Here is a 12,809-nt window from a genome sequence, read left to right as displayed (position 1 = left end):
ACAGGTTTACGAATGTTAAGCTAGCTTCTTATCTTACAAAAAAATATTTCTATACTTAAACAATTGAATGACTATGAAAAAAATGTTTGTTTTTGCTTTGGCTGGTTTGTTCATTACCACTGCCTCCATTGCCAATGGTCCGGATAAATCCAAGGCAGCTGATAAAACATTAGCAGTGGATACCAAAAGTAGTACAGTCGTTTGGGGCGCGAAAAAAGTGACAGGAACACATGCCGGTACGGTGCCTCTGACCAGCGGCTCGCTGATCGTAGACAATGACAAGCTGAAAGGCGGTAATTTTGTAATAGATGTAAAATCTCTGGTAGTAACGGATGTTACTGATAAGGAGATGAACGGGAAACTGACAGGACACCTTAAAAGCGATGATTTTTTCTCGGTTGAGAAACATCCACAAGCGAAACTGGTGATCAGTTCGGTGACACCAAAAGGTGGAAATGCATACGATGTTACAGGAAAGCTGACGATAAAAGGAATTACGCAGGATGTAAAATTCCCGGCTACTGTGAAAGCTGACAGCAAAAAAGTTACTGCCAACGCAAAAGTTACTGTCGACCGTACCAAATACGACATCAAGTTCCGGTCGGCCAACTTCTTCGAAAATCTGGGGGATAAGGCAATCGACAACGATTTTACACTGGACGTCAACCTGGTTGCCAATAAATAAAAAATGCCTGTTCCTGAGTTGGCGGTAACAGGATACACAGTACCAAAAAAACGGTTTGATCGAAAGGTCAGGCCGTTTTTTATTGTCTGCCGTGCGGCGTGCTAAAAGGTATATATTTGGGATCTTGTTTGATAACTTTAATAATTTCTATGAAAAATTTTATAAAGGTTTTTATCATAACCGTGTTGCTGGCAGCGGATATTGTTCATGGACAAACAGTGAACAAGCTTCCGGACTGGACTTTTGGTGGTTTCGTGCGTCCGGCTGATGTCAATCCGGTGATCTCGCCCGATAGTACCAGCACGTTTTTTTGCCCGATGAACAAAAGGCAGGTTGACTGGGAATCGAATGACACTTTTAACCCCGCAGCTACCATTAAAAATGGGAAGATCGTGGTGCTTTATCGGGCTGAGGACAAAGCGGGCCGGGCCATCGGGAAGCGGACTTCCCGGCTGGGCTATGCAGAAAGTACAGACGGGATAACGTTCAAGCGTCGTAAAGAACCTGTTTTATATCCCGCGGAGGACAGCCAGAAAGCGATGGAATGGCCGGGAGGATGCGAAGACCCGCGTGTGGCTGTGACAGAAGACGGCTTGTATGTGATCATTTATACCCAATGGAACCAGGATAAGGCCCGGCTCGGCATCGCTACATCGAGGGATTTGCTCAAATGGGAAAAGCACGGCCCGGCGTTTAAAAATGCTTATGGCGGAAAATTCAATGAGATTTGGTCGAAATCGGGCTCGATCGTGACGAAACTCGTAAATGACAAGCAGGTGATCGCAAAAATCAATGGAAAGTACTGGCTCTATTTCGGAGAGGCGCATGTGAACGTTGCTACTTCCACGGATCTCATCAACTGGGAGCCTGTCGTGGACAAAAATCAGGACCTGGTCAACCTTATTTCTCCCCGAAAGGGGTTTTTTGACAGTAACCTCACGGAGTGCGGCCCGCCCGCGATCATTACCGACAAAGGCATCGTGCTTTTATATAATGGTAAAAACGATAAGGGCGAAGACGGTGACAAACGTTTTACGCCCAACAGCTACTGCGCGGGACAGGTTTTGTTTGATAAAAATGATCCCACCAAGGTACTGGCCCGTCTGGATGTACCATTTTTCCGGCCGATGGAATCTTTTGAAAAAAGTGGTCAGTATGTAGCCGGGACAGTATTTATAGAAGGGATGGTCTATTTTAAGAAAAAATGGCTGCTCTATTATGGCTGCGCAGATTCGAGGGTTGGCGTGGCAGTTTTTGACCCGAAAAAGAAAGGCCCGGGCGATCCTTTGCCGGTCCGATAAAAACTTTTCAATTCTTTCTTCAAACAATTCAATCCAAACAAAAATCTGCGGCGTATATCAGGGAAAATTAAACAAACTAAAAACCTATGAAAATGTCGATCAGATTTAGAAGCTTACTGGCTGTGGCTCTTTTGACCACTTTCAGTGCATTTGCTCAAAAAGAAAAAACAGTAATGGTAGGCGGTGCAGACATGTACCCTTCCAAAAACATCATCGAAAACGCCGTCAATTCCAAAGATCATACTACACTTGTAGCAGCTGTAAAAGCAGCCGGTCTTGTTGAAACGTTGTCCGGGGCGGGACCATTCACGGTGTTTGCACCAGTTAATGAAGCATTTGCAGGTTTACCGGCAGGGACAGTTGACAACTTGTTGAAACCGGAAAACAAGGCAATGTTGACATCGGTATTAACCTACCACGTAATCCCCGGGAAAGTGGATTCGAAATCGGTGGCGAAAATGATCAAGGACGGCAACGGGAAGACGATGGCCAAAACAGTTCAGGGGGAAGAGTTGACATTCTCGATGAAAGGTAAAGACCTGATCGTAACCGACTCCAAAGGAAACATGGCAAAAGTGACTATCGCCGACGTGTACCAGTCAAACGGTGTGATCCACGTGATCGACAAAGTGCTGATGCCATAACAGCATGGTTTTGTGAAGTTGGTTGGAGTGAATGTTGGTTGTTGAAAAAACGGGGAGGCGTGAGCTTCTCCGTTTTTTTGTGTGTTACCTGCAACCAGGTATGGAAGGTAAATGGCAAATTCTTTTAAGAAAATGAGGTTTGAATTGCATAATCACATAAGATTTTGAGATTTGAATTGCAAAAGTACATGGGAATGGATATTTGCAGTAGGTTCTCAATGTTCGGTGTTTTTAAAAACAAGCTTGGGAGAGGAATTTGAAAGCAGGTTAGTACAGGATGGTCGCCCCGATAATTTTAGGAATTTTTGGATATTATTTTCTTTTTTTTAAAGAGTATTGTAGTTAAGTATACCCCTTGTTGTAAGGGAACCCTTTAGTTCAGAAGTCACTAAACCAATAAATGCGATCAAAAATGAATTCCAGAATTATCAATGCCGGAGTTATGCTGGCTGTTTTACTGACCATTGGAAGCCACGTTTCAAGTGTGGCTCAGAAGAAAGAAAAAGGGTTCGTTCAAATATTTGATGGCAAAACACTGAAGGGCTGGGACGGGGATACCAAATACTGGCGGGTAGAAAACGGCCACCTGGTAGGAGAAATAACTCCTGAAACACTTCTGAAAACCAATTCCTTTATCATCTGGCGGGGTGGCGAGCCCGGAGATTTCGAATTGAAAGGTTCCGTGAAAATTGCCAAAGATGGTAACTCCGGGATCAATTACCGCAGTGAGCAGCTAACCGATGTGCCTTTTGCATTAAAAGGTTACCAGGCTGATATCGACGGGAAAAATAACTACACCGGGCAGAATTATGAGGAGCGTAAAAGAACGACGCTGGCATACCGCGGACAAAAAACTACTATCAAGCAATACACTGGTGAGAACACGCCTGAGGCCGTTCGTGCCAATGTGAAAAACAATGCCTGGACAGGTTTTGAAGTGACGGGCTCACTAGGAAGCTCGGATTCTCTGAAAACACTGATCAAAAGTGAAGACTGGAACGACTTCCATATCATTGCAAAAGGCAATCGTTTACAGCATTATGTCAACGGTGTTTTAATGAGCGATGTTACTGATAACGATACAGTTAACGGTAAAAAGAAAGGTCTGCTCGGTGTTCAGGTGCATGTTGGTCCGCCTATGAAAGTGGAATACAAAGACCTTCGCATCAAACAATAAATATTTTTATTAAGCTGTTGGCTATCGGCATTCGGCTTCGGCTGTCATGCTGCGGACCGACGGCTAAACGCTTAAACCCAATGAATAAAATAGGATTTAATGTGCTTGCCTGGACGGCGGCGGTTTCAGATGATTTGTTCCCCACAATAGACCGTCTTAAACAGATCGGTTACGACGGAGTTGAGTTTTATTTAGGCCCTCAGGATGCCGAAGCTTACAAGCGGATGGGAAATTACACCAAAGATCTTGGCCTGGAAACTACAGCAGTAATGACGCTGGGAAAAGACGACAACCCGATAAGTGAGTCAGCGGAGGTTCGGGCAAAGGCTATCGACAAGATCAAATGGGCCGTGGACCGTGCCCACGATCTGAATGCCAAAATAATTTGCGGACCTTTTCACTCGGCACATACAGTTTTTGTAAATCGCCCGGCTATTGACCAGGAATATGCGCTTGCAGGGGAAGTGCTGAACACAGCGGCGGACTATGCTGCCCAGGCGAACATCGTTTTTGGTCTAGAGGCGCTCAACCGGTTTGAATGTTACCTGTGCAATACCATGGAACAGTTGAAAAAGCTGGTGACTGCTGCGGATCACCCGAATGTGCGGGCAATGTTCGATACCCATCATTCCAATATTGAAGAAAAGAAATATTCGACGGCACTTGAGACCATAGCCCCGGTCCTGGCGCACGTTCATATCAGTGAAAATGACCGCGGTACCCCTGGTGACGGGCAGGTTCTGTGGGACGATGCATTTTCGTCTCTGGCAGCTATCAAATATTCCGGCTGGCTTACAATCGAGGCTTTTTCCAGAAATGATCCGGATTTCGCTAACGCCATCGGTGTTTGGCGGGAGTTTTCCAATCCCTGGGATATTGCCGAGAATGGCTACAAATTCATCAGGGAAATGAGCCTCAAACATGGCCTTTAACCAACATCACTTCACGTTTTCCCAAATCCTATGAAAAAGATCCTGACTGCAATGCTGCTGCTCAGTATTGCTCATTTTATGTTCAGTTTTCGAGCGCAGCCTGAAACGGTTTTGCAGACGGATGCTGATAAATACAAGGTGGTTTATAAGGGAGATAAGGGGCCGGGAGTTGGGAAAAACATCGTTTTTATTGCAACCGACCATGAATACCGGGGTGAGGAATCTCTCCCTGCACTGGCGCGGATTCTGGCCAAGCGGTATGGATTTACCTGTACTGTCGTATTCGCGCTGGACGAAAACAATGATATTCTTCCCGGTGGTTCCAATATCAAGGGACTGGAAGTGCTCGACAAAGCAGATCTGCTGGTAATGTTCATGCGCTTTGCGGATTTCCCCGACGAACAAATGAAGCATATCGACGATTACATCAAGCGAGGCGGCCCGATTATGGGTTTCAGAACATCGACTCATGCTTTCAGCAATAAAAAGAATGCAAAATGGGGTCACTATAGCTGGGATTATAATGGTCCTAAAACTGAGTGGAAGGACGGTTTTGGTGAATATGTGTTCGGGGAAACCTGGGTATCCCATTATGGAACCAATCACAAACAATCTTCCAGGATCATCATTGAAGAATCGCAGGCAAAGCATCCGATTATGCGTGGCGTGAAAGATGTGTGGGTACAGTCAGGAGGTTATACTGCTTATCCTAAAGGTACGGTACTGGCAAGAGGTCAGGTACTTAATGGTATGACGCCAACCTCCGAGCCCGACAAAACCAAGGAACTGCTCCCGGTTGCCTGGGTGCGCGATTACAAGATCGAATCCGGAAAAACGGGCCGTGCATTTGCAGTAACCCACGGGGCGTCCGAAGATATATTGAATGAAGGTTTCCGTCGCATGGTTATCAACGCCAGCTTCTGGTTGTTGGGAATGGACAAGCAGATCAAGCCTGACAATGATATTGCATTCGTAGGGCCGTACAAGCCTACTACCTTCAATTTCAGCGGATATAAGGCGCATGTAAAACCTGCCGATCTGGCTGGCTGGGATTCGCTGATCATGCCTGGCGAAATTGTAAAGAAAAAGACGAAGTAGTTTTTCTAATTAATAAAATAACAACAGTTTTTAATGTCGCAACAAATTCCATTTCGCTTTGGATCAGAGGTTTATACCTGGTTTATGAGCAATAGCGGCCAGACACATCAAGGCCGTCTGGGGCACATGATCGAAGTAATCGCAAAAGCAGGTTTTACAGGCATCCAGCCGATTTTTACCTGGATGGGAGATCTGATCGATCCGGACAAGCTGGAAGCCAAATTAAAAGAACAAGGCATTGAACTGGCTGCGCTCGCTCTGGCACTCGATTGGAACGAAGCCGAAGAAACAGACCGCGAGCGCGAAGTAGCTGATCATGCGATCAGTGTATTGCAGCGTTTTCCTGGTGCGATGCTGAATACAGTCCAGATTCCTACCGGGCGCCATAATCTCGAAGAACGCCAGAAAAGGCTCGTCAATATCGTAAACCGGGTATCTGCCCGTGCGGCTGAAAAAGGTGTGCCTTGCAGCTACCATCCCAATTCCCCGCATACTTCGATCATCAGGACCGAGGAGGATTATAAAATTGTCCTGGAAGCATTGGACCCGTCGGTTACCGGCTGGACACCCGATGTGGGACATATTATCAATGGCGGAATGGATCCGCTGGCCAAGATGAAAGAGTACCAGTCGCTGATCAATCACGTGCATTTTAAGGATTGGGACGGAAATCCTGAGTTCACTTTGATGGGCAAGGGGAAAGTAGACCTTTTGGGCGTAACCCAGTGGCTGAAAGACATTAATTACAGCGGTTGGATTATCTGCGAAGACGAAGGGGAAGAAGCCCTGGAAGATCCTGATTTTGTAACCTTGCACGACGGAAAGTGGATCCAGCAAGATCTTATCCCGGCATTGAAATAGTTTTGGCAGCCGGCTGTCAGCAGTCGGCTTTCGGTTTTCCTGCCAGATTCTTTAAAAATCAAACTAATTATTAAAAAAAGCCGACGGCCCATAGCCGAAGGCCGACCGTCTCCAAAATGCCCACGATTAAATCAAACGGAATCAATTTCTATTATGAAGAAAGAGGCAGCGGAGAACCGCTGTTGCTGATTATGGGAATAACTGCCCCCGGAGCTGTCTGGAACGTGCATGTTGCCGACTGGAAACATCATTTCAGGTGCATCATCGGGGATAACCGCGGGGTGGGGCAAACCGACAAACCGGCAGGGCCCTACTCTTCCGAGCAAATGGCAGATGACTATGCCGGTTTGCTGGATTCGCTTGGCCTGGATAGTGTGCATGTGGTAGGCTGCTCCATGGGCAGTACAATTGCTCAGCAACTGGCGATCCGTCATCCGCATAAAGTGAAATCCCTGGTGCTGATGTGCCCCTGGGCCCGGTGCGACAATTACGCAAAAGGTTTGTTCCGCCATATCATGAATGCCAAAGCCAAATTCCGTCCGGAAGAATTCAGTCTTTATATACAGCTGCTGATTTTTTCAAAATCATCGTGGGACAATGAAGAAAAACACGCCGAACTGGAAGCCGGGCGGAATCAGGATGCAGTTAATCCCTTTCCCCAACCCTTACATGGATTGGAAGGGCAGGCGGCAGCATGTATCTCTCATAATGCATTGAATGATCTGGGCAAAATAAATAAACCGACATTGGTCATAGGCGGTCGCGAAGATATTTTCACGCCGGTATGGATGGCCGAAGAAGTGGCCGGGGCTATCCCGGGTGCTGAGCTTTTTTTATACGAAAAACTGGGGCACGCGTTCCATTTTGAAAATACGGATGACTTCAATATCAGGGTTAAGAACTGGTTATCCAGTGTGCCTGCCTGACAGGTGGAAGGTGTGTTTTTTATTTCAAAGACATTAAAACCGTATACGTTAAGCCTTTTTTAGTTTTAGACATTATCAGAATAAATTACAATGGAGCGTGCGGATTCAATAAACCAGGACTGGAAAGATAAGGTATCCAATCATTTGCAAGTGGGTGGAATTGAAACATCCGTTATCGATAATGGAGCTGGCCGGGGTACCCGTATCGCTTGGATTAATACAGGTACAGGCCTTCGTTTTAAAGTAGTGATTGACCGTGCGATGGATATCGCGGATGCTTTTTATAATCAGCACAGCCTCGCCTGGCTGAGTCACGGCGGTATAACCTATCCGCAGCCTTTTTCCGACAAGGGAATTGATTGGCTGCGCACTTTCGGAGGCGGCTTGGTCACTACCTGCGGACTTACGCACGTGGGCGGCCCGGAATCTGACGAATATGGAGATCGTGGTTTGCATGGTCTGATCAGTAATTCACCAGCTGAAATAGAGTCGATCATCCAGCCTGACCCGAGGACCGGCAGGCTCGAAATGAGCATAACAGGGATTATTAAAGAAACCAAACCATTTGGCCCAAGCCTTGAACTCAGACGAACGATATCTGCAACTTTAGGACAACCTTCGATCCGTATTCATGATGAAGTGATCAACCGGGCTAATACTGCTTCACCGCACATGCTGCTGTATCATTTCAATTTCGGCTGGCCGCTGGCAGATGAGGGTACAGAGATTCTTTGGAACGGAAAATGGTTTCCGCGGCATGGAGAAGAAAATGCGAAGATCTTTAAAGAAGGAAATGATTTCAAAACCTGCCCGGCTCCGCTGGAAAGTCACTTGGGAAGCGGAGAAGAAGTGGCGCTCATCGATATTGAAGCCGATATTTTTGGAGATAGCGTCTGCGGGCTGCATAATGCAAAATTAGGTCTGGCGGTTGCATTAAAGTTTAAAAAAGAACAGTTGCCCTGGCTTGCCAATTGGCAACATTGGGGAAAAGGGGAGTACGTGACTGGTCTGGAACCAAGCACGCACCCGCTGTCGGGACAAGCCAAAGCAAGGGAAGACGGAACGCTGATTTTCATTGAACCTGGCGAAGGTCGTTCCTATGACCTGGAACTGGAAATTTTGACAGAAGAAAGGGAGATTGAGGAGTTGCTCTTGAAAGTGAAAGTTGTTTGAGGGAGGAAGGGGAGTAAGGAGGAAAGGGAGAATGGTAGGAAGGAAGAAAGGGGATGAAGAACGAAAAACATACTTTTTCTAAAAAGAGCCCAACGGGCTCCCATATCTCCGCCCCGGGCAAAGCCCGGGAGAGCAAAACTAAAATTGAAGAGTGGGGCAAAAAGAGATTTTTTAAGAAATGAATATTAGAGTTTTATCAATATTAAATTTTAACTAAACCAAATTTTTAATCAATAACAATGGGACTTTCAAGTATAGCAGAGAAGGCTTTAGAACAGGGAAAAGGAATATTGCGTTTGGCCCCAACCTGGGTGCCAAGGTCATTTTGTGTTCCCGGCCGCAGGATCAAGCTGCACCCGGACGATTACTATGTGCTTGGAGGAGAACGTGGCGGTATCGACGAGCGTTGGTTGTCATCTACGACTCCTGCGGAAAATGGGCCGCTTACAGGCGAAAATGAAGGTTTGAGCCAAATCGTTTTGGAAGATGAATCAGGGGTTCAAAAAGTCACATTGCGCGACGCGGTGGAAGAACTGAAAGGTCAGATCATAGGCGACAGACTTTGGGATCAATACAAGAGCTGGCCGATGTATTCCAAGTTTTTTGACAATATGGGGCCGCTTCCGCATCATATTCACCACAGAGATGAGCACGCCGCGATGGTTGGCCAGAACGGAAAGCCGGAAGCCTACTATTTCCCACCTCAATTGAACAACCACGGCGGTGATTTTCCATACACATTCATTGGTATCGCTCCAGGTACTACCAAAGAGCAGATCAAAGAGTGCCTGATGAACTTCACCAAGGGCGACAATAAGATTACCAATTACTCGCAGGCATTTCGTCTTGAGCCAGGAACTGGCTGGGATGTTCCTCCCGGCATGTTGCACGCGCCTGGCAGCTTGTGTACTTACGAGCCTCAAAAAGCATCTGATATTTTCGCAATGTATCAATCGCTTGTCAATGAAGCGGTTATCCCGGAAGAGCTACTTTGGAAAGGTACGCCGAAAGACAGAATCGGCGATTACGACCTTCTGATGGAAGTGATTGACTGGGATTTGAATGTGAATCCGAATCTGATGGAAAAACATTTCATGCGTCCGAAACCGGTAAAAGATGTGGCCGAGATGGAAGCGGAGGGATATAGTGAAAACTGGATTTGCTACAAAAACGAGGCTTACAGTGCCAAGGAACTGACCGTTTTCCCGGGGCAAACTGTAATCATCAAAGACGGCGGTGCATACGGAATGATCGTAATGCAGGGCCACGGCAAATTCGGTGAGTGGGATATTGAAACGCCAGCTCTGATCCGTTATGGACAACTTACTAACGATGAATTCTTTGTAAGTGAGAAGGCTGCTTTGGAAGGTGTAACAATCAGTAACCCTTCTAAAACAGATCCGATCGTAATACTGAAACATTTCGGACCAGGAAATCCGGAACTAGGATTGTAAGGGGCTATCGGCGGTCGGCCGTCGGCTATTAAAAAAGCCGAAAGCTGACCGCCGGCTGCCGAAGTTGCAAAAAAATGGCCGACAGCTGAAAGCCGACAGCCGATGTATTTAACAAATAAAAAAACATCTTAAACCATGCCTGAAAATAATTATCCAAAGCTTCACAATGCCACCTGGCCTGGTATTGTAGGCAAAGGTTCTGATTCGGAGCCTATTATTTCTTTTGATACATTGCTTGAAAAAACCGCTGCCGCGGATGTGGACGGTGTGAAATTTGACGGTGTCGATATCGGGCTTTTTGAGCCGCATGTCGGCATCTATATGAACGACGAAGGCGGAGCTGCGCGTCTGGCTGATAAGTTGGGCGGGCTTAACCTGGAAGCTGGAAGTCTGGTCGCCAATGTGTGGGCGGGATCGGCTATGGGAAGCAAGGAAGCCCGTGATGAATTTGTTGAGCAGGTCCGTATCGCATGTGTTTTTGGTAAAAAACTCCGTGATGAGGGAATCCGCAAAGGCGGGGTTATCCGCATCGATTCGGCGGCTTCGCCAGAGGCCTGGTCGGCTGATCCTGCAGGCAATACAAAACAAATTGCTGAAACATGGAGACGTGCCTGTGATGTAGCTGCGGATTTTGGTGAAAAATTAGCCGCCGAAGGCGAAATATGCTGGGGAGGTATGCATAGCTGGAAAACCATGCTGGATACACTCGAAGCAGTTGGTCGCCCGAACATTGGTTTCCAGGCAGATATGTCACATACTTTCCTTTATTTATTGGGTTATAATGCACCGGAACACCGCATTCTTCCCGTGGATTTCCAGTGGAATGACCGCGCTGCATTGGACGAAGGACTGAAAACGATGACTGCCGCGCTTCGTCCGTGGACGTTGGATTTTCACGTTGCGCAAAACGACGGAACTGTTCACGGAACTGGTTCGCATGATAAGACAGGTCGTCACTGTCTGGCTACCGATCCCAATGGAAAACTGGATATTACCCATGACGCAGGTTATTGGTTGCGGGATGAAAATGGCAATATCACAAAAGCTTTCCGGCATATCTGCTGGGATGGTTGTATGTTCCCCAACTCGGTAATGGACAGTCAGCAAACCTGGAATGATATTCTGGCAGCTTTGATCAATGTGAGAAAAGCACATGGCTGGTACCAGGAAGCTTAGTGGAAGCTGTCGGCTTTCAGCGGTCGGCAGAGGTCACTTGTTGAGAATTAATCAATCACAACATTAAACGTTCTTAAGGCACAATAAGAGTCGAAAGCTGAACGCCGACAGCCGATAGCGACAAGCTCTTAAAACTTATTCAATACCATGTCAGACAAAAAAGAAATAAGAATTGGATTAATCGGGACAGGCTTGATGGGCCGTACCCACACCAATGGATATAAAAGAATCGGCGACTTCTTTCCGGAACTGGAATATCGTCCGGTTTTGAAAGCCGTTTGTTCACGCAACGAGGAGAAAGTAAAAGCCTTTGCAGAACAATGGGGCTACGAATCGGTTGAAACCGACTGGAAAGCGATCATTGCCCGTGATGATATTGATGCGGTTGATATTTGTACACCCAATGATACCCATGCGGAAATCGCAGTGGCTGCGGCTGCGGCAGGTAAAATGATCCTTTGCGAAAAACCGCTTGCGAGGACATTGGAAGAAGCAAAAACGATGGTGGATGCGATTGAAAAGTCGGGAGTGAAAAATACGGTCTGGTATAACTACCGCCGGATCCCTGCGGTTACACTTGCCAAGCAGATCGTGGATTCCGGAAAACTGGGCCGGATTTTTCACTACCGCTCAAACTTTCTTCAGGACTGGACCATTAATCCGGATGTTCCACAGGGCGGAGCCGCTACATGGCGTCTGGATGTAGATGCGGCAGGCTCCGGCGTGACGGGCGATTTGCTCGCACACTGTATCGACACCGCGATGTGGATCAATGGAGGTATTAAAGATGTTTCCGCAGTTACCGAGACATTTATTAAAGAACGTGTACACCAGTCCAGCGGCCAGGTACAAAAAGTGGGAATTGATGACGCATGTATCTTCCACTGCCATTTTGATAACGGTTCGCTGGGGCTTTTCGAGTCCACACGTTATGCACGCGGCCACAAAGCGCTGTATACTTTCGAGATCAACGGTGAGCACGCGTCTATTCGCTGGGACCTGCATGATCTGAACCGTCTGGAGTATTTCGACCATTCGGATGAATCCATCGTTCGCGGATGGAGATCGATATTGGTTACAGATGGAGATCAGCCTTATATGAAAAGATGGTGGATTCCCGGTACGAGCATTGGTTACGAGCATTCATTCATCCATCAGGCCGCAGATTTCTTCGAAAGCCTGCAGACAGGAAAGCCTTGCCATCCTACATTCAAAGATGCCTACGAGACGCAAAAAGTCTGTGAGGCAGTTCTCGATTCCGCCTCTTCCAAAAGTTGGAAAGATACAGGCGTGGCTTGGAGCGAGAAGTGATACCACACTGGGCTTTGCCCAGTGGAGAAGTATAAGGCCCTTTCAGGGCTCTGGCGAGTCCAGCCCTGAAA

General features: G+C 47.0%; 12 protein-coding genes. All 12 read left to right on the top strand.

Going from position 1 to position 12,809, the window contains the following annotated elements; all coding sequences use genetic code 11:
- Window positions 1–82 precede the first annotated feature (82 nt).
- The gene (locus FBF61_RS31080) at window positions 83–685 is read left to right on the top strand and encodes a YceI family protein (protein ID WP_138484939.1); all 603 of its coding nucleotides are present in this window, start codon (window positions 83–85) and stop codon (window positions 683–685) included.
- Between the two features lie 149 nt (window positions 686–834).
- On the top strand, window positions 835–1,986 hold the full coding sequence (locus FBF61_RS31075) for a beta-1,2-mannosidase (RefSeq protein ID WP_138484892.1): 1,152 nt from the start codon (window positions 835–837) through the stop codon (window positions 1,984–1,986).
- A gap of 92 nt (window positions 1,987–2,078) precedes the next feature.
- A complete protein-coding gene (locus tag FBF61_RS31070; RefSeq protein WP_205748340.1) occupies window positions 2,079–2,630 on the top strand; it encodes a fasciclin domain-containing protein in 552 nt (183 codons plus the stop codon).
- A 400-nt stretch (window positions 2,631–3,030) separates the two neighbouring features.
- Entirely contained in the window at window positions 3,031–3,807 is a 777-nt protein-coding gene (locus FBF61_RS31065) for a 3-keto-disaccharide hydrolase (protein WP_138484890.1), read from the top strand.
- Between the two features lie 80 nt (window positions 3,808–3,887).
- Window positions 3,888–4,739 (top strand): sugar phosphate isomerase/epimerase family protein, encoded by an 852-nt coding sequence (locus FBF61_RS31060; RefSeq protein ID WP_138484889.1) that lies wholly within the window; start codon window positions 3,888–3,890, stop codon window positions 4,737–4,739.
- Between the two features lie 30 nt (window positions 4,740–4,769).
- Window positions 4,770–5,837, top strand: a complete 1,068-nt coding sequence (locus tag FBF61_RS31055) for a ThuA domain-containing protein (RefSeq protein ID WP_138484888.1) — start codon at window positions 4,770–4,772, stop codon at window positions 5,835–5,837.
- A 33-nt stretch (window positions 5,838–5,870) separates the two neighbouring features.
- Entirely contained in the window at window positions 5,871–6,698 is an 828-nt protein-coding gene (locus FBF61_RS31050) for a sugar phosphate isomerase/epimerase family protein (protein WP_138484887.1), read from the top strand.
- A gap of 116 nt (window positions 6,699–6,814) precedes the next feature.
- Window positions 6,815–7,624: an alpha/beta fold hydrolase gene (locus FBF61_RS31045; protein ID WP_138484886.1), complete on the top strand. Its 810-nt coding sequence runs from the start codon at window positions 6,815–6,817 to the stop codon at window positions 7,622–7,624.
- 90 nt (window positions 7,625–7,714) lie between these two features.
- On the top strand, window positions 7,715–8,797 hold the full coding sequence (locus FBF61_RS31040; protein ID WP_138484885.1) for an aldose 1-epimerase family protein: 1,083 nt from the start codon (window positions 7,715–7,717) through the stop codon (window positions 8,795–8,797).
- Window positions 8,798–9,036: 239 nt separating this feature from the next.
- Window positions 9,037–10,251, top strand: coding sequence for a class I mannose-6-phosphate isomerase (locus FBF61_RS31035; RefSeq protein WP_138484884.1), 1,215 nt, complete (start codon window positions 9,037–9,039; stop codon window positions 10,249–10,251).
- A 135-nt stretch (window positions 10,252–10,386) separates the two neighbouring features.
- Entirely contained in the window at window positions 10,387–11,427 is a 1,041-nt protein-coding gene (locus FBF61_RS31030; protein WP_138484883.1) for a sugar phosphate isomerase/epimerase family protein, read from the top strand.
- Between the two features lie 147 nt (window positions 11,428–11,574).
- A complete protein-coding gene (locus FBF61_RS31025; protein WP_138484882.1) occupies window positions 11,575–12,738 on the top strand; it encodes a Gfo/Idh/MocA family protein in 1,164 nt (387 codons plus the stop codon).
- Window positions 12,739–12,809 lie beyond the last annotated feature (71 nt).

It is taken from the genome of Dyadobacter bucti (genome assembly GCF_005869225.1).
In the GTDB taxonomy this organism is placed as follows: Bacteria; Bacteroidota; Bacteroidia; order Cytophagales; family Spirosomataceae; genus Dyadobacter; species Dyadobacter bucti.
The sequence above is the reverse complement of the archived record's forward strand: the minus strand, read 5'-3'. Positions and strand labels throughout refer to the sequence as shown.

What these genes read in the sequence shown, in the direction of transcription:
- FBF61_RS31075 (WP_138484892.1), top strand. Translation starts at nt 835, where the DNA reads ATGAAAAATTTTATAAAGGTTTTTATCATAACCGTGTTGCTGGCAGCG.
- FBF61_RS31065 (WP_138484890.1), top strand. Translation starts at nt 3,031, where the DNA reads ATGCGATCAAAAATGAATTCCAGAATTATCAATGCCGGAGTTATGCTG.
- FBF61_RS31030 (WP_138484883.1), top strand. Translation starts at nt 10,387, where the DNA reads ATGCCTGAAAATAATTATCCAAAGCTTCACAATGCCACCTGGCCTGGT.
- FBF61_RS31025 (WP_138484882.1), top strand. Translation starts at nt 11,575, where the DNA reads ATGTCAGACAAAAAAGAAATAAGAATTGGATTAATCGGGACAGGCTTG.
- FBF61_RS31040 (WP_138484885.1), top strand. Translation starts at nt 7,715, where the DNA reads ATGGAGCGTGCGGATTCAATAAACCAGGACTGGAAAGATAAGGTATCC.
- FBF61_RS31050 (WP_138484887.1), top strand. Translation starts at nt 5,871, where the DNA reads ATGTCGCAACAAATTCCATTTCGCTTTGGATCAGAGGTTTATACCTGG.
- FBF61_RS31055 (WP_138484888.1), top strand. Translation starts at nt 4,770, where the DNA reads ATGAAAAAGATCCTGACTGCAATGCTGCTGCTCAGTATTGCTCATTTT.
- FBF61_RS31045 (WP_138484886.1), top strand. Translation starts at nt 6,815, where the DNA reads ATGCCCACGATTAAATCAAACGGAATCAATTTCTATTATGAAGAAAGA.
- FBF61_RS31035 (WP_138484884.1), top strand. Translation starts at nt 9,037, where the DNA reads ATGGGACTTTCAAGTATAGCAGAGAAGGCTTTAGAACAGGGAAAAGGA.
- FBF61_RS31060 (WP_138484889.1), top strand. Translation starts at nt 3,888, where the DNA reads ATGAATAAAATAGGATTTAATGTGCTTGCCTGGACGGCGGCGGTTTCA.
- FBF61_RS31070 (WP_205748340.1), top strand. Translation starts at nt 2,079, where the DNA reads ATGTCGATCAGATTTAGAAGCTTACTGGCTGTGGCTCTTTTGACCACT.
- FBF61_RS31080 (WP_138484939.1), top strand. Translation starts at nt 83, where the DNA reads ATGTTTGTTTTTGCTTTGGCTGGTTTGTTCATTACCACTGCCTCCATT.